Annotated in this window: 18 protein-coding genes; 6 read left to right on the forward strand and 12 right to left on the reverse strand. The window is 41.4% G+C overall.

The features are described from left to right. Positions 1-129 precede the first annotated feature (129 nt). Positions 130-339 (forward strand): hydrogenase maturation nickel metallochaperone HypA, encoded by a 210-nt coding sequence (locus tag CDC37_RS19875; RefSeq protein ID WP_231943121.1) that lies wholly within the window; start codon positions 130-132, stop codon positions 337-339. Positions 340-561: 222 nt separating this feature from the next. Here CDC37_RS19875 and CDC37_RS19880 read toward each other — a convergent pair whose 3' ends face one another. Continuing rightward, the gene (locus CDC37_RS19880; RefSeq protein ID WP_096624424.1) at positions 562-1,173 is read right to left on the reverse strand and encodes a methylmalonic aciduria and homocystinuria type D protein; all 612 of its coding nucleotides are present in this window, start codon (positions 1,171-1,173) and stop codon (positions 562-564) included. Between the two features lie 511 nt (positions 1,174-1,684). Between CDC37_RS19880 and CDC37_RS19885 the strand changes: the two genes are divergently transcribed. Both CDC37_RS19885 and CDC37_RS19890 read left to right on the forward strand, forming a co-directional pair. Further along, positions 1,685-2,320, forward strand: a complete 636-nt coding sequence (locus CDC37_RS19885) for a class I SAM-dependent methyltransferase (protein ID WP_096624426.1) — start codon at positions 1,685-1,687, stop codon at positions 2,318-2,320. Positions 2,321-2,338: 18 nt separating this feature from the next. Next, positions 2,339-3,970 (forward strand): cyclic peptide export ABC transporter, encoded by a 1,632-nt coding sequence (locus tag CDC37_RS19890; RefSeq protein ID WP_096624428.1) that lies wholly within the window; start codon positions 2,339-2,341, stop codon positions 3,968-3,970. A 7-nt stretch (positions 3,971-3,977) separates the two neighbouring features. Here the strand turns inward: CDC37_RS19890 and CDC37_RS19895 are convergent, their stop codons facing one another. The 4 genes from CDC37_RS19895 to CDC37_RS19910 form a co-directional block, all read right to left on the reverse strand. Further along, positions 3,978-5,279, reverse strand: a complete 1,302-nt coding sequence (locus CDC37_RS19895) for a hybrid sensor histidine kinase/response regulator (RefSeq protein WP_096624430.1) — start codon at positions 5,277-5,279, stop codon at positions 3,978-3,980. Then, positions 5,279-8,059, reverse strand: coding sequence for a CHASE2 domain-containing protein (locus tag CDC37_RS19900; protein WP_096624432.1), 2,781 nt, complete (start codon positions 8,057-8,059; stop codon positions 5,279-5,281). Before CDC37_RS19900 ends, CDC37_RS19895 begins: the two co-directional genes overlap by 1 nt. 709 nt (positions 8,060-8,768) lie before the next feature. Continuing rightward, complete coding sequence (locus tag CDC37_RS19905) at positions 8,769-9,671, reverse strand: DUF928 domain-containing protein (RefSeq protein WP_096624434.1); 903 nt, start codon at positions 9,669-9,671, stop codon at positions 8,769-8,771. A 331-nt stretch (positions 9,672-10,002) separates the two neighbouring features. Further along, positions 10,003-12,564 (reverse strand): CHAT domain-containing protein, encoded by a 2,562-nt coding sequence (locus CDC37_RS19910; RefSeq protein WP_442861049.1) that lies wholly within the window; start codon positions 12,562-12,564, stop codon positions 10,003-10,005. A 42-nt stretch (positions 12,565-12,606) separates the two neighbouring features. Here CDC37_RS19910 and CDC37_RS24520 point away from each other — a divergent pair, with 42 nt between their 5' ends. Continuing rightward, entirely contained in the window at positions 12,607-12,783 is a 177-nt protein-coding gene (locus CDC37_RS24520) for a hypothetical protein (protein ID WP_157780794.1), read from the forward strand. Positions 12,784-12,935: 152 nt separating this feature from the next. Here the strand turns inward: CDC37_RS24520 and CDC37_RS19915 are convergent, their stop codons facing one another. The 3 genes from CDC37_RS19915 to CDC37_RS19925 all read right to left on the reverse strand — a co-directional run bounded on the left by CDC37_RS19915 (position 12,936) and on the right by CDC37_RS19925 (position 15,909). Further along, positions 12,936-13,535: a hypothetical protein gene (locus CDC37_RS19915; RefSeq protein WP_096624438.1), complete on the reverse strand. Its 600-nt coding sequence runs from the start codon at positions 13,533-13,535 to the stop codon at positions 12,936-12,938. A gap of 47 nt (positions 13,536-13,582) precedes the next feature. Further along, positions 13,583-14,500 carry an S-layer family protein gene (locus tag CDC37_RS19920; protein ID WP_157780795.1) on the reverse strand — a complete coding sequence of 306 codons (918 nt, stop codon included), beginning with the start codon at positions 14,498-14,500 and terminating at the stop codon, positions 13,583-13,585. Between the two features lie 230 nt (positions 14,501-14,730). Further along, positions 14,731-15,909 carry an RNA-guided endonuclease InsQ/TnpB family protein gene (locus CDC37_RS19925; protein WP_096624442.1) on the reverse strand — a complete coding sequence of 393 codons (1,179 nt, stop codon included), beginning with the start codon at positions 15,907-15,909 and terminating at the stop codon, positions 14,731-14,733. 88 nt (positions 15,910-15,997) lie between these two features. Here CDC37_RS19925 and tnpA point away from each other — a divergent pair, with 88 nt between their 5' ends. Next, positions 15,998-16,393 carry an IS200/IS605 family transposase gene (tnpA, locus tag CDC37_RS19930; RefSeq protein ID WP_096624444.1) on the forward strand — a complete coding sequence of 132 codons (396 nt, stop codon included), beginning with the start codon at positions 15,998-16,000 and terminating at the stop codon, positions 16,391-16,393. Positions 16,394-16,602: 209 nt separating this feature from the next. Here the strand turns inward: tnpA and CDC37_RS19935 are convergent, their stop codons facing one another. From CDC37_RS19935 to CDC37_RS19950, 4 genes are all read right to left on the reverse strand, one after another. Continuing rightward, the gene (locus CDC37_RS19935) at positions 16,603-16,857 is read right to left on the reverse strand and encodes a hypothetical protein (protein ID WP_231943122.1); all 255 of its coding nucleotides are present in this window, start codon (positions 16,855-16,857) and stop codon (positions 16,603-16,605) included. Between the two features lie 81 nt (positions 16,858-16,938). Next, positions 16,939-18,276 (reverse strand): S-layer homology domain-containing protein, encoded by a 1,338-nt coding sequence (locus CDC37_RS19940; RefSeq protein WP_096624446.1) that lies wholly within the window; start codon positions 18,274-18,276, stop codon positions 16,939-16,941. Between the two features lie 495 nt (positions 18,277-18,771). Beyond that, positions 18,772-18,954, reverse strand: a complete 183-nt coding sequence (gene tatA / locus CDC37_RS19945; RefSeq protein ID WP_096624448.1) for a twin-arginine translocase TatA/TatE family subunit — start codon at positions 18,952-18,954, stop codon at positions 18,772-18,774. A gap of 158 nt (positions 18,955-19,112) precedes the next feature. After that, positions 19,113-20,333: a histidine kinase gene (locus tag CDC37_RS19950; RefSeq protein ID WP_172892804.1), complete on the reverse strand. Its 1,221-nt coding sequence runs from the start codon at positions 20,331-20,333 to the stop codon at positions 19,113-19,115. Positions 20,334-20,763: 430 nt separating this feature from the next. On the opposite strand from CDC37_RS19950, the gene CDC37_RS19955 reads away from it, so the two are divergent. Continuing rightward, the gene (locus tag CDC37_RS19955; RefSeq protein WP_096624452.1) at positions 20,764-22,200 is read left to right on the forward strand and encodes a hypothetical protein; all 1,437 of its coding nucleotides are present in this window, start codon (positions 20,764-20,766) and stop codon (positions 22,198-22,200) included. The last annotated feature ends 405 nt before the right edge of the window (positions 22,201-22,605 follow it).

Consider the following 22,605-nt stretch of genomic DNA (forward strand, 5'->3'; position numbering starts at 1 on the left):
GGGATGGGATTGGTGAAACCCTTGCTAGATAGGAATTACGCAAGAACAACCTCAACACTCTTCTAGGCAATAACTTGCTTCAGTGAGATAGTATTTGTTGATCACGATTTGTGGCGATCGCAAAATCCCATGAGCATGTCTGATAATTTTCCTTTTCAAAACCCCGACCAACTAAAACAATGGCATCAGGGTATAGAAAATGCTAATCGTAATAATATTTTCTGTCACTGTCGTACCTGCGGTTATGAGTGGATGGATTCAAAGTTTGATGTTCCTTGTCCTCAGTGCATTAGCAAAGATGTAGAAAGTATTTCGTCTTGGCAGTTTCCAGATGATTAAGTTGGAATGTTCGTTTTTAGGGTACAATTCAGACTAAAATTGAAGGCATTGACAAAATACACAAAATTTAAACCTGAGAGGATGTTGCTCAAATGTCAATAAGTACTTTACAAGCCAATTATTGAAGACAGTAAATAGGCTCAAACAGTATGTTTGTCGTTATAAACTACTCCCAATTCCCTACTCCCAAAAAACGAGCTTTTTAAGTATTAAAATCGACTTTTAAAACATCCTCTGAGAAATTAACGTTTGGAAATCTACCATCTCATACCACCCACATACCCGTGCTACATCTGGAATTACTGCCATAATTTCCTGGGGAGGTGCAGTAGAAATCATAATTCCCGGATAAACTGCTGTTCCCCAATGGGGATGGACTAAAAGACGACAGCGATTATAAATAATCGGATAGTTGAGTAATGCTTTGACCGTTGCTGTATCATCATGGGGTGTTTCCCCTGGACGGGAAAGGAGTGGATATCCGGTGCGCGGATCGATAATATCTGTACGGTATTTTTGCGGTTTTAAGGTCGGTGGTGTTACATCCTCCAAGGTAAATGCTAATTCTAAACCAAATTTCATAAACGATTTGCGTAATCGTTGTTTTTCTAATTCAATCGCTGGAGTTGATTTGTTCAATGGATATAATGATTGTTGCAAAACCACAATCATCCACAAAGTAGATTGGTTTTTCCAATCCGGAAATATTCGTTCACGGTTGGCTGCGATATAAGCCGTAGGATAGTGGATAGAGATTTGAACCGCTTGTCCGTAGTCACCAACCAAATTGAGATAATAATCTCTTTCAAATGTTGAAACCCGAAAATAGTTCACTGATTTTATTTTTTTTGAAATACGAAAATTTGTGATTCTGTTATCGATAATAATGGTTATTGGTTACTAAAAATCATTAAATCTCCTTTTTTCTTCATGCTTATTTATTCTTTTATCTAGTCTTATATACTTTTTAATAGTTTCTTTATGAAATCTTAAGATTTTGGCGTATTCAGGGTTTTGTTAGGGGTGAAAAGGGGAAAAACAGGTTATATTTATGTGTCTCCAGGACAAACAATCATGGTCATAATTGCAAAGGTGTCCTGGATTTATCGCATACAAAAAACCTAAACGACAATTTTTACCACCACTTACTTACTCTCAACTAAGAAGCAAGTATTAAGAGTTTGTGAGAAGTCCGGGAAGTAGGTCGCGAACAACGGCAGTAAATGTATATGAAATTACTAAAATTATGTTTTTATTAAGAAATATATCCTCAGTATTCCTTTGGCAAAAATACTTGTTAGGGTGAGAGTTGTCCTGTAGATGCAGGTTAAGAGTCAAGGGAAAAATGGAACGTGTCAATTTGTGGCGATCGCCAGAACATGCGTTAAATTACTTGACACGGGCAGATACTTTACCCCATCGTCAGGAAGGAGAGGGTGTAATACTGGATTTAATCCCCAAGGATGGAAAACGCATTTTAGATTTGGGAACAGGAAACGGTAGATTGGTGTCTTTGTTAAGGGTTGACCGTCCGCAGACAGAGTTTATAGGGGTAGATTTTTCGCCGACCATGTTAGAGACTGCAACTCAACGTTTTGCCGAGTATGGAAATGTGGAGATAATTGCCCATAATTTAGATGAACCCCTACCGGAGTTAGGAAAGTTTGCTGCGGTTGTTTCCAGTTTTGCGATACATCACCTCAGTGATCGACGTAAACGGGAGTTGTATGGGGAGGTGTTTGAGATTTTAGAAGCGGGTGGAATTTTTTGCAACTTGGAACATGTATCCTCTCCGACACCTGCACTCCATGAGTACTTCCGACGCTGTGTGGGACTGGAGGAGGAACCGGATGATCCGTCGAATCAATTGTTGGATGTGCAAACTCAGTTAGACTGGTTGAGGGAAATTGGCTTTGGGGATGTGGATTGTTATTGGAAGTGGTTGGAATTTGCCTTGTTAGTGGGACGTAAACCAAACTAAACGATTACAGGATTGCCAATGAATTTAATTTGGTTATTATTACGTGCTTCCTGGTTGCAGGTGGTAGTAGCAATCCTGATGGGGTTGATTAGCGGGGGGACAACTGCACGCTTGATTGCCTTCATTAATAGTGCGATCGCAGGTAACGATAACTCCGATTTGGGTTGGCTTTTTCCGTTGTTGACGGTGATTATCTTGGTGAGTAGTCTGTGTTCTCAGGTTTTATTGATTAATTTATCCCAAAATGCCGTATTTGAGTTGCGTTTACAACTGAGTCGGGGAATCTTAAATGCACCTTTGCGTCATCTGGAAAATTTAGGACCGAGTAGGTTATTAGCAACTTTAACAGATGATGTGGCCACTTTATCAAATACGGTTTACGCAATTCCGTTTATTTGTGTGGATATTGCGGTGATTAGTGGTTGTTTGTTTTATATGTTGTGGTTGTCGGGGGTGGTATTTGCCTTTACAATTGGGGTAATTTTAATTGGAGTGGGTAGTATCCAATTTTTAATTAATCATGCTCAATTATTTTTAGCCCGCGCTCGTGATGAACAGGATAATTTATTTACACATTTTCGAGCAATAACCGATGGCATTAAAGAGTTAAAATTGAATAGTTTACGTCGGCAAGAATTTTTTCGTGATGAGTTAACCCACACAGCAGCAAAATCACGGGATAATAATAAATCAGCATTATTGACATTCGCCATATCTACGGGTTGGGGGAATTTATTATTTTTTGTGTTAGTGGGGGTATTGCTATTTGTTTTACCTCAGTTGGTAGATATTCCCATTTCCATTTTATCTGCTTTTATTTTAACTTTGACCTATATTATGCTACCAATGCAGAGTATTCTGGATAAATTACAAGCATTGGGAAAAGCTAGCGTCGCTCTCCAGAAAATTGAAACCATTGGTTTAAAATTAGCCGACCAAAAAGAAGTTTCTAGCTTCATATCCCAACCGATGATTCAAAATTGGAATCGGCTGGAATTAGAGCAAGTAACCCATAAATATAACGGACAAGGGAAGGATAAGGATAATATGTTCACCCTTGGTCCTGTGAGCTTGACTTTTGTACCAGGGGAAATTGTATTTATTGTGGGTGGTAATGGCAGTGGTAAATCAACTTTAGCCAAATTAATTACCGGACTTTATATCCCTGAAACCGGGAGAATCAAACTTAATAAAAAAGTCATTAATGACGATAATCGGGAGTGGTATCGACAGCATTTTGCAGTGGTATTTTCCGATTTTTATTTATTTGATAAATTATATGGAATTGAGAATCCGTTTGCGAATATTCAAGCCCGTGAATATTTACGTCAATTACAATTAGAAAAAAAGGTACAAATCGAAAACTCACGTTTATCAACAACAGACCTTTCCCAGGGACAAAGAAAACGATTAGCCCTATTAACAGCCTATCTGGAAAACCGTCCGATTTATTTATTTGATGAATGGGCTTCTGACCAAGACCCGATTTTTCGCGAAATTTTCTACAAACAAATAATATTCAATTTAAAACAGCGCGGTAAAACCGTATTAGTGATTAGTCATGATGACCATTACTTCCCCGTTGCCGACCGGATTATCAAGCTAGATTATGGGATAGTTGAGTATGATAAACGGAATAATGGAATATAAGAAACCTTTAAACTGAGAATGGTAGGGTGATGGTGAATTTAGTTCCCTGACCAGGGGTGGAATCACAATCAATTTGGCCATGATGGGTATCGACAATAATTTGTTTGGCGATCGCAAGTCCAATCCCCGTACCTTTATTCACAGCCTTGGTCGTAAATAAATGGTCAAATACCCGTGCTTTCACGGATTCTTCCATCCCAATGCCATTGTCAGCAATGATAATTTTTACCTGTTTTTCGGCTGTGAAAGTGGTGATTTTGATGTGGTTGGGATTGGTAACAATATCCTCGTAACTGCGATTTAGGTTGGCTTCCTCTAAGGCATCAATGGCATTAGCTAAAATATTCATAAATACCTGATTTAACTGTCCTGGGAAGCATTCTAATTCTGGGATATCGCCGTATTCGGTAAAAACTTCAATAGCGGGACGCTTGTCGTTAGCCTTGAGGCGGTGTTTGAGAATTAAAATGGTACTGTCGATACCTTCATGTAGATTAAAAGGTTGTTTGTAGTCTCGATCGGCTCTGGAAAAAGTTCTTAAACTATTGCTAATATTTTTAATGCGATCGCAAGCCATTGTCATGGAATCAATCATCTTCATTAAGTCTTCCACACAAAAATCTAGCTCGATTGCTTCAGCATGTTTGATAATTTTGGGGCTGGGATTTGGTACAGTTTCTTGATATAACTGCAAATGCTCCAGAATATCGTGAATATTTGGTTTTGCTTGTTTAAGAGTGGCAGAAATGAACCCCAGAGGGTTATTCATTTCGTGAGCAATCCCAGCAACCAAGTTTCCTAATGCAGACATTTTTTCGTTCTGAATCATTCGTAACTGAGCTTGCTGCAATTGCTGTAATGATTCGGTGAGTTCTGCGGTGCGTTTTTGCACTTGCTGTTCTAAAGTACGGGTCAGGTGGGATAATTTTAGATGTAATTTCAAGCGGGCAATTACCTCTTCTTGTTGAAATGGCTTGGTAATGTAATCAACCGCACCAATTTCCAATCCCTTTACCTTATCTATGGTATCCGAAAGAGCAGTCATAAAAATTACTGGGATATCCTGAGTAATTTTACTTACTTTTAATCGGCGACAAGTTTCAAACCCGTCAATACCAGGCATCATTACATCTAAAATAATTAAATCGGGATGGGCATATTCTGCCTGTTCGATGGCTGATTCCCCATCGCAAGCCATGAGTGCTTTCCAGCCATATCCTTGAATTGCTTCCGATAGCACTTTCAAATTATTGGGATTATCATCGACTAAAAGAATATGAATCGGTTGATGTGGGGAATCGCTGTTCATTAGACTACCTCTGAAGTTAATAGGGACTTGATGTACTTGCGGATTTTTGCGGTTTGAAAGTTGCTGGTCATTTGGGTTAACTTGGTGACAAAGGGAATTAACTGTTGATTTATTTCTATTTGTTTTTCCAGGATGTCTTCAATACCCGTAGTATCTCCCATCATGGCCAGGTGATAAATTTCTTGCAAAATATCTGGGGATGGTAAGACCAGCTCCACTTGATTGGTAGTAGCTGGGGGTGGAGATACCGGGTTTGATTGGACATCCCAATCGATGTTTAATAGGGATGCTAAAGCGGTCAGCAGTTCATCTTTTTGCAGGGGTTTAGGAATGAATGCAGCAGCACCTGCTTCTAAACTTTGTTGACGGTTTTCGGCAAATACATTGGCACTGGAAACAATAATCGGAATGTTGCTAGTTTGGGGATTGGCTTGCAAATGCACCATAAACTCAAACCCATCCATATTTGGCATTGCTATATCCAGCAAAATCATATGTGGTTGGGTTTGACTGGCTAATTCTAATCCTTGTTTACCATCGTGAGCAGATTCCACCTGACAACCGATATCCGTTAATAGGTTGGTTAACATCAGACATTGGTTGATATCATCATCAACAACTAAAATGCGGGGTATATTACCACCTTTAATACCGATAATCTTGTCCTGGTTAGTGTGGGGGCTAAAATTATCAGCACAATTCCTGTCACGGGAAAATAAAGCTGGGAAAGTAATCTCGAACCAAAATACACTTCCTTCCCCCAAATTACTTTGGACTTTGATTTCGCTTCCCATTAACTTGGCAATCCTTTGGCTGATGGTTAATCCTAAACCAGTACCTTCTGCTTTGTGTCCCGTAGAACCAACCTGCTCAAAGGGTAAAAATATACTTTCCAATTGTTCGGGTTTCATTCCCACACCCGTATCTTCAACTTGAAAGCGAATGGTTGCTTGGGGAGATTCCGTATTTTCCCCAGCTATCGCCAAGATATCGACCCTAAATGTCACGCAACCACTATCAGTAAACTTAATGGCATTTCCCAGCAAATTAATTAATATTTGTCGCAATCGCTTTTCATCACCATTAATACTCATAGGTAAGCGATCGCTAATTTTAATTTCAAAGTCAATTCCTTTTTGTTTGGCTCGAATCCCACAAATTTCCGTGACACCACGCAAAAAGTCTGGCAAATCAATACTACTATTCACCAATTCCAGTTTACGAGCTTCAATCTTGGATAAATCCAGAATATCGTTAATCAGCATCAACAGATGGGAACCACATTGATGAATCACCCTTACCCCTTCTTGATCCTTTTTGCTCAAGTTTTCTGAATTACCTAGGACTTGAGCAAAACCCAAAATTCCATTCAAGGGTGTACGTAATTCATGGCTCATATTGGCGATAAACTCGCTTTTCGCTTGATTTGCAGCATCAGCAGCTTGTTTTGCCAACAATAACTCGCGGGTGCGCTCCTCCACTTTGATTTCTAAGTTTTTAGAATAATCCCGCAATAGTTCATTATTAATTGCCAATTGTTGATTTGCAGCTTCTAATTTTTGCTGTTTGTACGCATTTGTAGTCGCGATCGCACTAGCAATCAAAGATAATAAAGCAGGTGTGAGGGGAATTAGCCAACCAATGGTAAACATCCCGTAACAACCAACCAGCAAAATCCCACCCATTCCCAGGGTTGACCAGAGAATCTTCCCCCCTGGAATTCGGTATTTGTTGGGTATACTAGCTAAATACCAACTACCAACCGAACCAATTGCTGACCATAGCCACACCCAACCTAGCAGAAAAGAGCCAGGTAGACCACGTAAACTAGTTTTCCCCGTTTTTGCACCTCGCACCAATTGCAGAGCAATATTGGCATGGATAACCACACCAGGGGTTGGTTTCTGAGCAGAAATCAACGACGAACTAAAAGGAGTACTGAAAAAATCATTGGTACTGGTAGCAGTCGAACCAATAAACACCATGCGATCGCGCATTAAATCTGGAGGAATTTTCCCCGCTAGCACATCTCGCATGGTCACGGTTTTAAATGCAGTTTCCCCACCATGCCAATTTAACAGTATTTGATAGCCACCTAAGTCAGTTTCACCATAACCCGCTTCTTGATTTTTTAAGGGTTGATAAATGGCTTTACCCAGTCGAAATTTCAGTTGTTGTTCGTCAACACTTTCTAAACTAATACTTTCAGCTTCTAAATACTTCAAAGCCACTAAAGTCGCCAACCCAGCCTTAATTTTGCCATCCTCTTGACTATCTTCTGCGGTCAACAAAGCTCGACGCACATGGCGATCGCCATCTAAAACTAAATCAGCCAACCCCACCCGCTCATGTTTTTTTAACTCCGGTGGTGGATTTACCCGCTCTCCGGTAATTTTTTCCACACCAAATAAATTCGGTGTACTCCGAAAAATTTCTACTAACTGCTCATGACCCTTCCCTTCAGGTAAATCCCGATACAAATCCAAACCAATCGCTCGCGGTTGTTGTTGGTTAATTTTTGCTAATAATTTGGCCAACGACCAATCGGGAACGGGCCATTTTCCTACAGATTGAATATCCCGTTCATCAATAGTGACAATCACAATTTCATCGGCTATTTTCCCTGATGATCTCCGTCGCACCCATTCATCACGAACTTTCCACTCAGGTAAATTAAATAAACCCAAGTATTGTCCAGCAATTACCGTCAACGCCACACTAGGAGTAATAATTAAAACACTGCGAGTATTTTTGATCAAGGTCTGGATTTGTTTCCACATGCCATACAGTTACTTTATTAATTATCGGGAGCAGGAAGATGTTAGACCCTAAATTGGATTTTGCGGAACGTTAGGGAAGAGAAGTTACCGGGGAGATTTATTCTTCTGCCAAACTTGTCAAGACGGATTTTGGGCTTTGGATTACTCTCGGTAGGCGATCGCGTAGCGTTGTTGTAGACTAGCTGCTAAGTATCTATGGGTGGAAGACCTCTTGTTATGTCAGGGTTTTAAGGACTGCCAGAAAATAAAATATCCTTTGGCGAAAGGGCTTCTTGCCGGAAAATAAAGGTAGGGATACCTGTTCCACAATAATAGGAAATTGGATAATTATTGAATTGGATTACTCTTATCTTTACCGTTTGTCGCGTTCTTTTTTTTCAATTATTATTAAAAATAAAGATAAATAAATTTTAATTAAATTTTACTCAATATTTATTAATTGCTTGACCACATTTATATACACCTAGTTAAAGATAGATAATTTTAGGTAAGGAGGCCACTACATTGCGTGGGTTAAGCGCGTTGAAGTAGGTGGCGTGGGAACTTAGTGGAACTCAACAAAATTGATATTAGTACAAAGCTTTTAAATAATAGGAATACTATTCGATTTTTGCACAAAACTCAGTACAGTTGATATTCCCTATTCCCAACTCACTACTCCCTACTCCCTATTTTCAAACATGAATAATCCAAAATTATTTGGTTTTAACTAATTTACAGACCCTAATAGGGGAGCTTGAGCAATTTCCTGTAACCCGACGGAAGTCAGTAACTCTTCCCATTGCTTAAGAATAGTGGGATTATTTACTTGACTCGCTTGCATTTGAGCTAATGTGGCTAAACAGTCATACCACACACCGTTTTCACCTAAAGCTTTAGCTTGTGCAAGTAAATCCCGTTGTTGCATTGCTGCGACTAATTCTGCACTGGGTTGAATCCGCTCAATCCAACCATCTACATAGGGAGTACTGGGACTAAGTTGACCATTGATTTTCAGAGCGAAAAACCATTGGTAATTTTTACCGACTACCAAAGGGGGAGCTTGTTCTGGTAAGGTAATCTTGACAATACCCGATTTATTTGCGACGGGAATGGTCATCTGATAGTGGGTATGGCCAACTTCATCCTTGATGCTGAACACAGCCTCCTTCGCATTCGATGCGGGCAAATATACCATCACCGTGGGACGTTCCGACAAAGTTGTTCCATAGTAACTTGCAGGCATTAGTCCAATTAAGGCCGCAGGTCCAGTTGCTGCAACCGTGGAGGGATTTAAATAGTAAGTTCCAACGCGAGAAGCTCCTCCTGTGGCTTGTCTCGGCGCTCCCTGGGGGGTGAATAAATTACCTCTGGAAGCTCCTCCACTGGCTTGTCTTGGCGCTCCCTGCGGGGTGAATAAATTACCTCTGGAAGCTCCTCCGGTGGCTGTAGTGGGAGCGCCCTTACCTTGTCTGGGAACGAATAGACTGCTTCTAGAAGCTCCTCCAGTAGCTGTAGTTGGGGCGCTGTTTCTCGCAGGTGGTTTAAATGTGATAGCATGGGCGCTGCTAGCTACAGAACCGATGATCAGAGCGATCGCACTCAAAAAACTCATTAAATATGGGCGTTTCATAAATTGCGCACCTGATTAACTGTCATGGTCATGAAGTCAAAAAAGTCTATTTAATGACTTGGAATCCCATGCAAATAAAGTCTTATATTTACCCTTTATAAGGGATGAAACAAATAAAGTCTACATTTTAAATGCATCTTTAAAAACATCTCAAGCAGTAAAATAACTTAGGTGATATTTTAAATATTTTAAAAGTAGACTTTAAATGCTTAACAAGCTCGTGGGAGTAGGGAGAGACACAACATGTCGCGTCTGTCTCTCAAGATAAATATACCGTTTGCGTCTATTCCCTGTCTTCAAGAAGTGATTGATAAAGTATTTATTGACACTTTTAAATCCAATTACCAACCAAAACAAAAGCAGACCAAAAGAAAGGGTCGCGGAAATCGGTTTGTCGAATTAGCCGAATTTGTGCTTGTCGCAGTGCTTCCGCTTTTGTTGTATTTGGTTGTCTGAGTTGCTGATAAAAACGATTCATCAGTATTTCTGCGGCTCTATCTTTAACCGGCCACAAAGTCGCAACGGTGGAACGCGCACCGGATTTAACTGCTAAACCAGCTAATCCCAATACAGCTCGGTCATCTTCGGTTGCTGTATTACAGGCACTCAGTACCAATAATTCAATTGCCTTTGATCTATTACCACCGCGATTCTGGAGGAGTTCTGACAATTCCTTCACACTCACTCGTCCATCCCAGGTCAATAAAAACGTATCTTCCAGACGGGAACTAAATTGTCCGTGGGTTGCGAGGTGAACCACATCTGCATTACTAGACTGAATGCGATCGCCTAGTGCTTGACTGGTAAATTGTTGATTCAGGAGTAGTGTTGCTGGGATGGTTTGGGAAATTTGCTTCACTTCCGATTTGACCGCAGGTAAGGCTGCAAACCCAGACCGAGATTCACTAATACCGCCAACAATTGCTTGAATTTTACTTTGTTGCAGTGGGTTCGCTGACATTAATTGTAAGCCAGGAGACAATGCCACGGCATATTTTTCAATTAAGTATTGTTGACCATCCCATAGTGCTGCTATCGGTATATTCCGCAATTTGCCATCTAACACAAATACCAGGGTTTTGGCATCTTGGAAGACTCCATCCGCTTCTGGGGGACGAATCAACCAATCGTAAACTTGTTGAGTTAAATTTTGTCGGGTTTGAGAATTGGAAACAGGATTCAGAGAAGCGAGTAAATTATCAAGGGTTTGTTCGATTTCTGATTGTGATTTACTAATTTGGTAATAACGCAGAGGTTTTCCCGGTTGGGAGATAATCGTTGCCAAGCGATCGCGTAAAATAATTGGGTAAATTACCGTGGCGCTGGGGTCAACTTGATCGATTTGCTGGACTTTATCAATACAAGCTTCCCGGAAAAAGTTATCAAGTTCAGCTACTTGCAGAGATTCAATTAATTCACGAGCTTGGACTATTTCACTTTGGGTGGGTTGTTCATCCAAGAGTAAAGCTACCAATTGGCGATAAACAGGTTCGACACTTTCACGGAAGGAAAATTGGACATCAGGGTTAATCGCAGCTAAATCAGAATGTAGTGCTTTTAATGACTTTACTGCTTCCGTATAAGCCGCAACAGCTTCCTGTTGAGAATTTTGTTGTTGATATATCCTACCGAGTCCCGATGCAGATTGGGCAATAATATCATCGGCTTGCAACTTCCGGGCAAGATTCAAAGATTGTTCGACTAATTTTTTGGCTTCTGACCATTGGGAAGTCCGACTGTAAACTTGTCCCCATTGATACAGGGCGTGAGCTTCGGCTACCGTATCCTGAAGTTGTTGAGCAGATTTAACGGTGACAGCCATTAGTTCCGCCAAATCCCGACTAGGTAAAACCTGATCGGGTTGTGCTAATTTATTCAAGGTGGCAGCAAAATTAATTGCCGCAAACAGGGAACTACGACTAGGAGCTATTTGGGAAAGCTGTTGTTTTAACTGGGGTGCAAGGGGGATAGCATATTCCAGTTTGCCATAATCCACCAATAACTTAAACCGCTCCAAACGAGCTTGTAAAGCTTCCTGGGGATTATTCGCAGCAGCTTCTGCATCCTCAAAATAATTGAATGCGGCTTCCGGGTCTTGCCAATCAGCAGCAATTTTTCCTAAGCTAGTTAAAATCGAACTTAACTGGGTTTTGGCGGCAATTTTATTTGCTGTTGCCAAACTTTGTTCCAAAACCTGCCGACTTTGACTATCACCAATTGCATGTAAAGCCAAACCCAGCGATCGCAATCCACTCACCTTCACTTCTGAATCTGGCATTGTCGCCATTTTTTTGGTTAATTCTTCCAGTTGTTGACGGGAACGACGGTAATATCCCAGACTTTGTAAGGCTTGAGCCTGATTAATTTGACTTCCCAGACTTCCCGTTGTATCCCCCGCTTGTTCGTAGTATTTTTGAGCTTGCTGCCAAGTCGCGATCGCCCTTTCCCCTTGCCCCATACGCAGTTGTAAATTTGCGTGGGTATTCAGTATTTGTGCCCAAATAATCCCATCAGCAGAGGGTTTCATAGTTTGCAGAATCTTGACACTTTGTTCAATCGAAACCTTCGCTGCTTCCCATTGATTAAGTTCTTGCTGTACCAGGGAAAGATAACTTAAACTCAAAGCCTGATGCACGCGATCGCCTTGGAATTGATAGTGTTTTGCAGCATTTTCCCAAGCTTTCAAGGCTTCCTGATATCTGCCCAAAGTGTAAAAATTACGTCCTTCATCTAGAAAATTAGTTGATTTGCTCGCAACCTGAGCATTATTTTCCTGGGAAATAGCAACAGACGGAATTGAAATAACAGCGACTGCGGGAATAACAGTCAACACAAAACAGAGACTAACCAGACATAGACCTAGATACAGCCAGTAATGTTGCTTGATTCGCATGGGTTTAGTTCGGAAAGCCATGAGAGAAAAATTATCCGCTACATGCTTATATTGCCCAATAAATCAAGCAAGATATCAATAGAGGAATGGAGAAAAATCACTTCCCTGGTTTTCGGTGACAACACTACCTTTGGCTATTTACCCCAACTGCGATCGCATATCACCCGGATGCAGACCCTAACCTACATTTCTCACAAGGGAGTGATAAGCCTTGAGTAATGGGTTAATTTTCCTACTACTCCCTACTCCCCGCTCCCTACTAACTGAAAGTTTTAGGAGTTTGCTCCAAATCCGGGCTAAGTAGTCGAGATACAAACCTGACTACAAAAATACCGCGATCGCGTTGGAAAATTAGACAGTTAATTTAACACTTAGGTTTGTAGAGCGCTAGCCAAAATACCGAGAATCTGATTCACATCTTTCAAATAATATTCACTCAAGTCAATTGTTAATAATTGACCTTCCAGCTTGAGAAATTGCCAAATACTACCCGTTGTCACAACACCATAAATTGTCTGAATTTCGATAGCTGCTTGCTGATTATAAATTTGAGCAGCGACCATTTCTGCTGCACATTGACCCAAACCCGCATTAATATTCTCCTTTTTTGCCTCTACCACTGTAATTACTGGTGCTGTTACAATCAAGATTTCTGGAGATTGGGTAATAATAAAATCGCAAGTACCATTTAATCCTTTACTTTCATCAACTGTAAAATCTACTCCAGAAAATAAACTAATTCGCTCATGCAATTGCCGACGTAAATCCACGAGAATGGGCGCAATAATGAATTCAGAACGGGCTTTTTCACTATTACTACCAAAGGCGATCGCAAGGTTATAACTGAGTGTTTCCGTCAGTAGATTACTAGCAGCTAATTCGGGAATGGAAGCAAAAATATCGCGTTTTTCTAATGTTGTTAAACCAAAATCTTGTTTGGCTTTTGCTAAAGTAAATTCGCTGTAGGACATAAAACTCCCACTCAGTTTTGGAGATTTATATTGCATACAGTATTATGTTATCTATAAATCTCGGCACAAGCTAACAGTTGTTGCACCTGGGTGGGAGAATTATCGGCAACCAACTCAATTGTTCCTTGGGGAGTTCGTCGCCAACCCGTTGCTTGCACAAGCTTTTCCGTTGACTGGGGAATTTGGGCTGTAATTGGCTGATTTTGCCGATATGCAGAAATATCACGAATATCAGACCAGGTACGATAATTAATCATACTTTGACTGGGATTTTGGGGTATTCCTCCCCGTCCAGTGGCGATAAAGCTATTACCATTAGTATCAACACAACCTGTAGCAATTTGTTGTGATGGGTCTGTGGTATTTACTGGTAACTCAACTAAACCGGAACTAGGATCAACACCAAAATTATTAATATCAACCGTACCGCTAACACCAAATTCAGAGCTAGCAGTAATGTCGCTTTCATTGGTTATCTGGTCGCGGTATTTTGGTCCAAATATACCTTGGGTCGTAATCTGAATATTACCACCATTACCTCGGACTGCATTGGCTGTAATGTCGCTGTTTTCTAAGCCAACAATCACCGGGGAAACAATAGTGATATCACCACCATTACCAACACCTCCAGCTTCAGTGGAAATTTTGCTTTGATTACGTAATATCACAAACTTTTGCAAATTTAAGTTAATATTGCCTCCTTCTCCAGAGGTTGCAGAAGCTGTAATCTGACTTCGATTTAACTTGATTACATCAGCATCAATTGTGAGTGTACCAGCAGCACCAACACGACCATAGTTCCCCACACTCACACCAGCGCGATCGCTAACTTGGAGTATCGGTGTACGAATGGTAACATTCCCAGAACTTCCTAAAGCCTGATTAGGGTTAATTTGTCCAATAGAGGGATTCGGTGAACCAATTGTCGAACTGATATTACTAATAAATAATTCATTGTCACCCACCAACTTTAAGCCACGTCATGGGTTTCGTTGCGCAGGTTCCCCGCGTTGAAGTAAGTGGCGTTGGAGGCGCACTGAATCAAATAAGAGCGATATGATTCATCTTTTGTTGTTAAATCAAGAAAAATTTCTTCGCATATATTAAAATCATCCCTTGATTATGCAACACCCTACTATCTAAAAACCACAGCACAGTTGACGCTCCCACGACTTAAAGCCGTGGGATTCTTGTTTCATTCAGCCGACTTACTCAAAGGAGTTTCCCCACTTAAGCAGAGGTCGTTCTGTCCACAAGCTTTAGATTCTGTGCGCCCCACAGTACTTTTTAATCCTTTGTTCAAAATCATAGTCGCCGCGTTATGGTCACGGTGCATCACTGTCCCACAACAATGACATTTGTGGGTACGAGTAGATAAAGATTTCTGAACTCGTGTCCCACAAACAGAACAATCTTGCGATGTGTAGTGAGGTGCAACTGCTATCACCCAAGTATCAAAAACTTTGCCATAGTAGTCTACCCAATCAGTAAACAGTGACCACGAAGCGTCACTGATAGATTTAGCTAAATGATGGTTTTTAACCATATTTCGCACCTGCAAGTCCTCATAAACTACCAAGTCGTTTGACTGGACTAGAGTTCTTGCTGTCTTCACAGCAAAATCTTTCCTCTGTCTACTTACCTTGAGATGCTTTTTCGCCAACTTTTTAACAGCTTTGCGGCGATTAGAAGAGCCTTTTTTACATCTAGAAACTTTGCGTTGTTTGCGTTTCAAAGACTTCTCAGACTTACGCAAAAATCTGGGATTTTCGACTGTCTTGCCATCAGAATCAGTGTAGAAAAACTCAAGTCCGACATCAATTCCTACTTGTTTACCATTGTGCTGATGCTGTTCTTTGCGTTCCGCATCGACACAAAATTGGCAGTAATAACCATCTGCTCGTTTAACTACTCTAACTCGCTGAATTTGCTTAGTAGAATAAAAGCTGAAATCACGAGTTCCAACTAGCTGAAATTTCCCTGCTTTAAAACCATCAGTAAAAGTGATGTACTTCTTGTCAGCAGAAATAGCCCATCCTGAAGTTTTATATTCTACGGAATGTCCACGCTTTTTAAATCGCGGATAACCCTTTTTTCCTGGCTTTTTAGCTTTACAGTTGTCATAGAAACGCTTAATAGCACACCAAGCTCTATCGGCAGAAGCCTGACGAGCCATAGAGTTGAGTTTGCCAGCAAAATCAAATTCTTTGGCTAAAACAGCGCAAAGTTTTTGAAGGTCATTCTTGCTAACATCCTTGTTATCCATCCAATGTCTTAGAGCTTTGTTGCGGAGAAACAAAGCCGTTCTAATAGCTTCATCTAATAAGCCGTACTGACTTTCTTTGCCCTTCAATTTCGCTTCTAAGACTAACATCGCTCGACCCTGAGATGACAAAAATAATATAGTATATTATGGTTGATAGATACAAGCTATTGACCGCAGTTTGACAAAAACTTTACATATGCTAGAAAATTACAGGCACAAGACAACATCAGTCACTATGATTAATTACCACTTCGTCTGGATATCGAAAAGACGAAAAAAGGTGTTAGTTGGAAATGTCGCTATCAGGCTTGAGGAATTGCTTTATGAAAAGACAAAAGAACTAGAGTGTGAGATTCTAGCTCTTGAAATCATGGAAGACCATGTACATCTTTTTGTTAGCAGTCCTCCAACATTAGCCCCAGACCAAATTATGTTTAGATTAAAAGGATATACTTCTAGGGTATTAAGACAAGAATTTCCACATTTATTGAGAATGCCTTCAATGTGGACAAGAAGTTATTTTTGTGGAACTGCGGGTGATGCTTCAAGTGAGATAATTAAAAAGTATATTGCTAATCAAAAAACTCGCTAACAATGGGACTGCACCTAAAGGTGCTTCCCATTCATGAGGGCAGTTGCATGGACGGGTTTCCCGGCTTGAGCAAACTGCCCGTCCCACCCCGCGCATGACTCAACAGACTAAAAATTTTTTGGATTTTTAGTCTGTTGCTGGTGGGCTTTCTGCTCCAATAATTGTAAATTTTTGTTATGTCTGATTTGCAGAATTTTCGGCAATTAATTCTACGATTCTGCTTGAGCTTGTTGTTCGAGATACTGTTCAATGTCTGCAACTGCATCTTCCCAAGCGGCTAAATCAATTTCACTACTATCCCCTTGATTTTCTGGGTCTTTAGTGGTGTCTGGAGTTGGTTGTGTCTCTAGCTTTTGTTCTGGTTGATTATCAGTTTCGTGGAGAATATTTTCCAATTGGTGCAGAGACTCAATAAATTCTTGATCTGCACTGCGTCTGAAGTTATTTTCGTTAGGCTCCATCATGGTTCAATGTTCACTTTAAATTATTCCACGGTAAACCAACAAAATTATATGATGTTAATTTAATAACACATTATACCCATATCAGTCTCGTAATTTGCTAGCCTCCCTGGCGGAAATACCCTCGGTTTGCGTACCAAAATACCATAATGCGATCGCGGCTTCAGCACGGGTGACTGACTGTTTCGGTTGCAATATTGTTGTATAACCAAACACCCTACGGATATTCGATTTTTCGCCACTTTGGTAATCAGCTAGAACTGCACTCAGCACTTTCGGATCAATTCTGGTAGCATCTTGGAATCCCCAGGTTTGCTGAATAGCGTTTAAATTGGCACTGGGTAGGGCTTGACGGTGGTCTAGGGGGACTTTCCACTGTAGCAAAGTTTCGCGGACTAGGGGAGCGTCCGGACGGAATAGGACGGCGCTTGTATCTCCGGAGAGGGGACTGGGGATTAATCCGGCTTCTGCTAATCCTTGAATAAAGGGAAAATCTGGGTGGGTTTGGGGTACGTCTTTAAATACAGGTTGTTTTCCGGTATCTGCAAGGCGAATCTGTTTATCGGGACGATTGGCATGGAGGGCATTATTGGCTAAAACTAACCAATGGGCATATTCTGACCGGGTGATAATTTTACTTGGTTGAAAGGTGCTACTTTGATTGGTTTTATTTTGACTATCCCGTACCGGAATTACACCTAATCTGGCTAAATCCTGGATATACCCTTGAGTTGGTTGGGGTATGGTACTAATATCTGTGAATTGTTGAGGTGTATTATTTATTGCCACATTTGCAGTGGCAGTGGGGCTAGGTTGGGGTACAAGCGGACTAATAAAGTCTCCTGTACCCGTGGTTTGGTTATTATTCTCAGGTGTGGTACTGGCCAGGGGTGTGCCAGTTGGTGTATACTCGATTTTTATTTCGGTTGTGGTTTGGGGTTGGTTGGGTGTGGGATTGGTTACGGGTTGAGGTTGAATCGAGATTTTCGCCTGTTGATTATCCCGCTTCACTGTAAATACACCTTCACCATCATCGTTAGGTGCTGTGGTAATTTCCCAATTATTGGCTTTTAATTCCCGTTGGTAAAAACTGACAATGGCATTACTGGGGTCGGATGTTTGCCAACGGATGGTCGTGCTTGGGGAACCATCCCCGGTGATTACCTCTTGTAGCGTTGCACCGGGATAGATAGGTAAATTAGTGGGAAAGTCTTTGGGCAATTGCTTATTTACCTCTTCTACCCCTGATGTCGGAGTGGGTGACGGTGTAGTAGTATTTCTACCGAAAGTTGGAGGGTTAGTTTGCAAACGCGGGTCAGCAGCCAACAACTGCTCCAGATTCTTGGCATTAGGGCTATTAGCACAGGCACTTAAGAAACTGACTAGACAGAGAATAATCGCTGGACGTTTGCTGTAAAACACGACAAGATACTTGATTAAATTGAAGTCTTTATATAACCTAGCGCAGAAATGGCAATTGGTAGAGAAATGGAACTCCATTAATAATGATGATGGATGTCAGTAGTGGAACCAGCAATCAACTGGAGCATTATCTAAATCTGATTTTAACCTGAACAACAACCGATCAAGGCTGGCAACAAAATTGCGGAAAAAGTTTTAATACTAGGACTTATGCAAAAGTAACGCCACTGCGTCATGACGTAGTTTGCTTCCCGCAGGGTGCGATCGCGAAGTAATCTCTTACGAGAAGCCATACTACGCGCGTCTACACAATAATCCTGCGATTACTTCCTGAAACTGCGTTTCGGTCGCTGCGGACAAATCTTCTTTGCGTAAGTCCTGTAATCTAAGGCGCTAAAGCGCTACTATGTGCCTTTCTCCACCCATCAAAATTGCTAATGTGGCTGACTCATAAATACTCTCCATCTTTTGGGTATATTTTTTGACTATAAATCCTTAAAGTTCATCATTTTGGGGATTTTGCTCGTTTTCATCCTCGTCAGGTTTGTTTAATTCTTCCTTGAATCCCCGTAAAGTTTTTCCCAAGGCAGTACCCAGTTCCGGGATTTTTTTGGGACCAAAAACTAGTAAAGCTACAAGTCCGATTACGGCTACTTCTGTCCATCCCAATCCAAACATAGTTTTGTGTATCTTGATTATGAACACTTTCAAATATAGGATATTTAGACTTGGGGAGAGTGTTGTCGTTTTCGATTATCCTGCAAATATTCAAGACGGAACAGGGGAAAATTTCAATAGCCTACTCCCGTACAGACGGGACATGTCGCGTCTCTCCCCTAATTAGGATACACCGGTAGGGTGAAATGGAACCAAGCTCCATTTTGGGGGGAAGTGTCTACCCAGATTTGTCCGTAATGGGCGCGGATGATACGTTGACATACGGATAAACCAATACCGTATCCATCTTTACTTTCATCCCGTTCCAGACGGTAGCGATTTTCAAAAATGCGATCGCGGTTTTCTTCCGGTATACCTGGTCCACTGTCACCGATGCTGATTTGGACTTTTTGGGTGGTGCGATGGAGACCGGACAGAGTGATGATGCCATTTTCCGGGGTATATTTGATGGCATTGTCGAGTAGGTTATTCAGAACTTGACGAATGCGATCCGGGTCGGCATAGACATAGGGTAGGTCTTGGGGGATATCCGTCTCTACTTTGAGATTTTTCGAGCGATAGCGATCGCTAAATTCGGCTAACGCGTCTTCACACATCTCTCCCAGGTCAAGTTTTTGGGGTTGGATGGGAAATTCGCGATCGCTCCCTCGACCAACTTGGAGTAAGTCGGTAATCATCCGATCAATGGTGCGGGTTTGGGAACGAGCTTGTTTAAATAAATGGTTAACCAATACACTGGTGAGGCGTTCAAATGTGCCTTGCTCGCTGTTAAAGTTCGATTGCAGGGTTTCAATGGCAATGGAAGCCGCAGTTAAGGGATTACGCAAATCATGGGCCAACATGGAAATTACCCTGTCTTTAAATTGTAACTGTTCTTGCAATTTCCGGTTTTCCTGTTGCAGGCGAAAAATTTCGTCGGATAAACGGATCATTTCCGCCGAATTGGCCACTGAACTGATTGCAGTTTGATTATTATTGTTGTTAATACTATTCCGTCCTCTGTCGTCGATTAATTCAGATTGTAATTCTGATTTGAGTTTGAGATAGGAATCCACCGCACTTTGCCAACGTGGCCACCATGTTTTAAGTTGGATGATAATATTGCTACCAGCCAAAATCTGCCTTGGTTCTGGATGAATTTTGATTAAAGCTGGAGTTGCCACCAATTTGAAGTGTTCAGCTAAGTAGGGTTGCTGTCCAACATCGATTACTTGCATTTCAAACTTATACTCTGATTGCAGTTCCCGTAAATATGCCTTGACACGTTGAACCTGTTGTCGGGACTGGGGACGTTCATCGACAAAAAATAAAAGTTGAAGAGGAGCCTCTGAATAAACTGGCCGATCCGAGGAAGCTAACATGTAATCGTGTTTTCGCAAAAGTAACAAACCGACAACTCTAAGTAAATTATCATCTGACTGGATAGGTCAAATTATTTTGGATTTTGGATTCGTAGACTAGTTGCTACGCGTCTCTGGATTTTGCGGAAAGTTGAACCACTGCGCTATCACGGTTTCCTGACTTGTCGCAAATAGCGTGATTTTGGGAAAGTTAATTCTCCCACTACTCCCCTGGAGACGACCTGACGGGTTATCTCTACGGACTATCCCTGCAAATTTCCGGTATTTGCTGCAAATGCAGGTTTGGTTCAGTATGAATAGGCTGGTTGTTCCTAGTTTTTGCATTTAATATCAAATTTAATATCTATTTTAGATTTTTCCTACTCCTATTTAATCCGGGTTTTTTAAGATGCGAAATATACTCTGTTACTTATTTGTCCCTGTTTGTCTGGGCTTCCTGTCAAGTTTGATGCTGCCAGAAAAAGCTAAATCGCAATCTAAGCCAATCGAGAATGATTCGTCAAGACTGGATGCAAGCTTTTATACGTCTGTCAAGCCAATTGTCCAAAACCAAATCAATTTAGCAACACGAATTGAACGCGCCTTAACGGGTGTAGACGCGAATCAAGTCCGAGCGGTGCGCGGACAGGTACTGATTAACGCGACGAACATCGAAAGGATGTTACGACGGGAGTATCCAGAGTATGGCAGTGTTTGTCACAGCCAAAATTCATTAACGGGGAATCCACAATCACAAATATACTGTTCCGTCTATGCGGCTAGCCGAGAGATGCTAAATCTTGCACCTATTCTTGACAGAATTTTATCGCGAAGAGGTGAAAGTGCGATAGTCCGCAGATTACCTTTGGTTTCCGGTGAACATCATTCTGACCCGGTATTATCCCTAGCACCAATGCAGCGTCCCCAATTAGGACAACGGGCAATACCATTTATTACTAATGAACCCAATTTACGTCTTTCCCATTCTAACGTAATTGGTCGCCGGACAAAAACAGCGATCGCGAACTACACTCCTCCCTTAAAACCAGCGATCGCTCCACCGGATGATGGAATGAAAATTCTCGCGATCGCCCAACAACACATCAATCAAGCTAAAGCCCTATTTCCCAATCCAGAGCGATTCCATGACCCCAGGGAAACCAATCGGATATTGGATCAATTTGCCTTTGCTTTAGACCCCCAGGAAGAGCAAACCTACGCCAAAATTCTCCAACAACCCAACACAGGTATATTCCGAGTTTTACCAGTCACAGCTTACCAACGCCCCCAAAATGTTTTGCAAAATCGCTTACAACCATCAGTAGGCGATCGCCATCCTTTTCCTGTAATTGGTCAAACTCGCACAAATTTCACCCCTACCCTCCCTCTCAAGTTGGTAAATCCCCCCATCAACCCAGAGCAAACCCATTTGCAAATCATTCCCCAAGGTCTTGATTACAGCTTTATGGTAGACCTGGGAAATATACCCATTGAAAAACTTGATCCCCAACTACAAAATATACCCACTCCCATCCGGGAAGCATTTTTAACCTACCAACCCCCCCAACTATTTTCCCAAATTCAAACAGAACGACGACGCATCCTTTCCCGTAAAAACCCTAATCCCATCTTTCAACCCAGTCTTCCTGCCAACCTGGAACGTACCTATCTAGCTAGAATAATTCAATATCAACTACCACGAGAAATCACTGAAAATATTTTCCTTACCCCCCAACAACGATTACACATCGACACCATCCTCAAAAACACTCAAGCCAGTGACACTATCCTGGCATTGAGACCAGTTAGACAGCGTCGTGACGGCAGTTATACAGTAATTTGGCGAGTATTACATCAAATGCCCGATCCAGTTATTCAAGACTTAGAAGCCTATTTAAGGTATTAGGGATGAGGGAGAAAAAACGTAAATATACTTACCTCAGATTATCCCAAATCACCTGCATATTATTTCTGTTGTACTCACCCTTTAATCCTGGTGTTTATGTCTGTGGAAATTCCAACAGCAGCAAAAATAAGGGTTCCCCACTCACTCCTTTTACAACCTAGTACCACGCGGTGTAAATACGCCTACCTTTTCCCTCGTACTCATGCTCCGCGTAGATGCGGAATCTAGGAAGCTCCTACCTCGTGAATGAAGGCAGTAGCCCTCGCTGACTAAGTGACCACGCAGAGCATAGTCACTAGATAACAGCAGCAAAAATAAGGGTTCCCCACTCCCTTATTCCCCACCCACTGCTTTGACAACCTAGCCCCAGAAAAACAGCAGAACCTAATTATGATAAAATTGCTG

This window comes from Calothrix sp. NIES-3974, assembly GCF_002368395.1.
Lineage (GTDB): Bacteria > Cyanobacteriota > Cyanobacteriia > Cyanobacteriales > Nostocaceae > NIES-3974.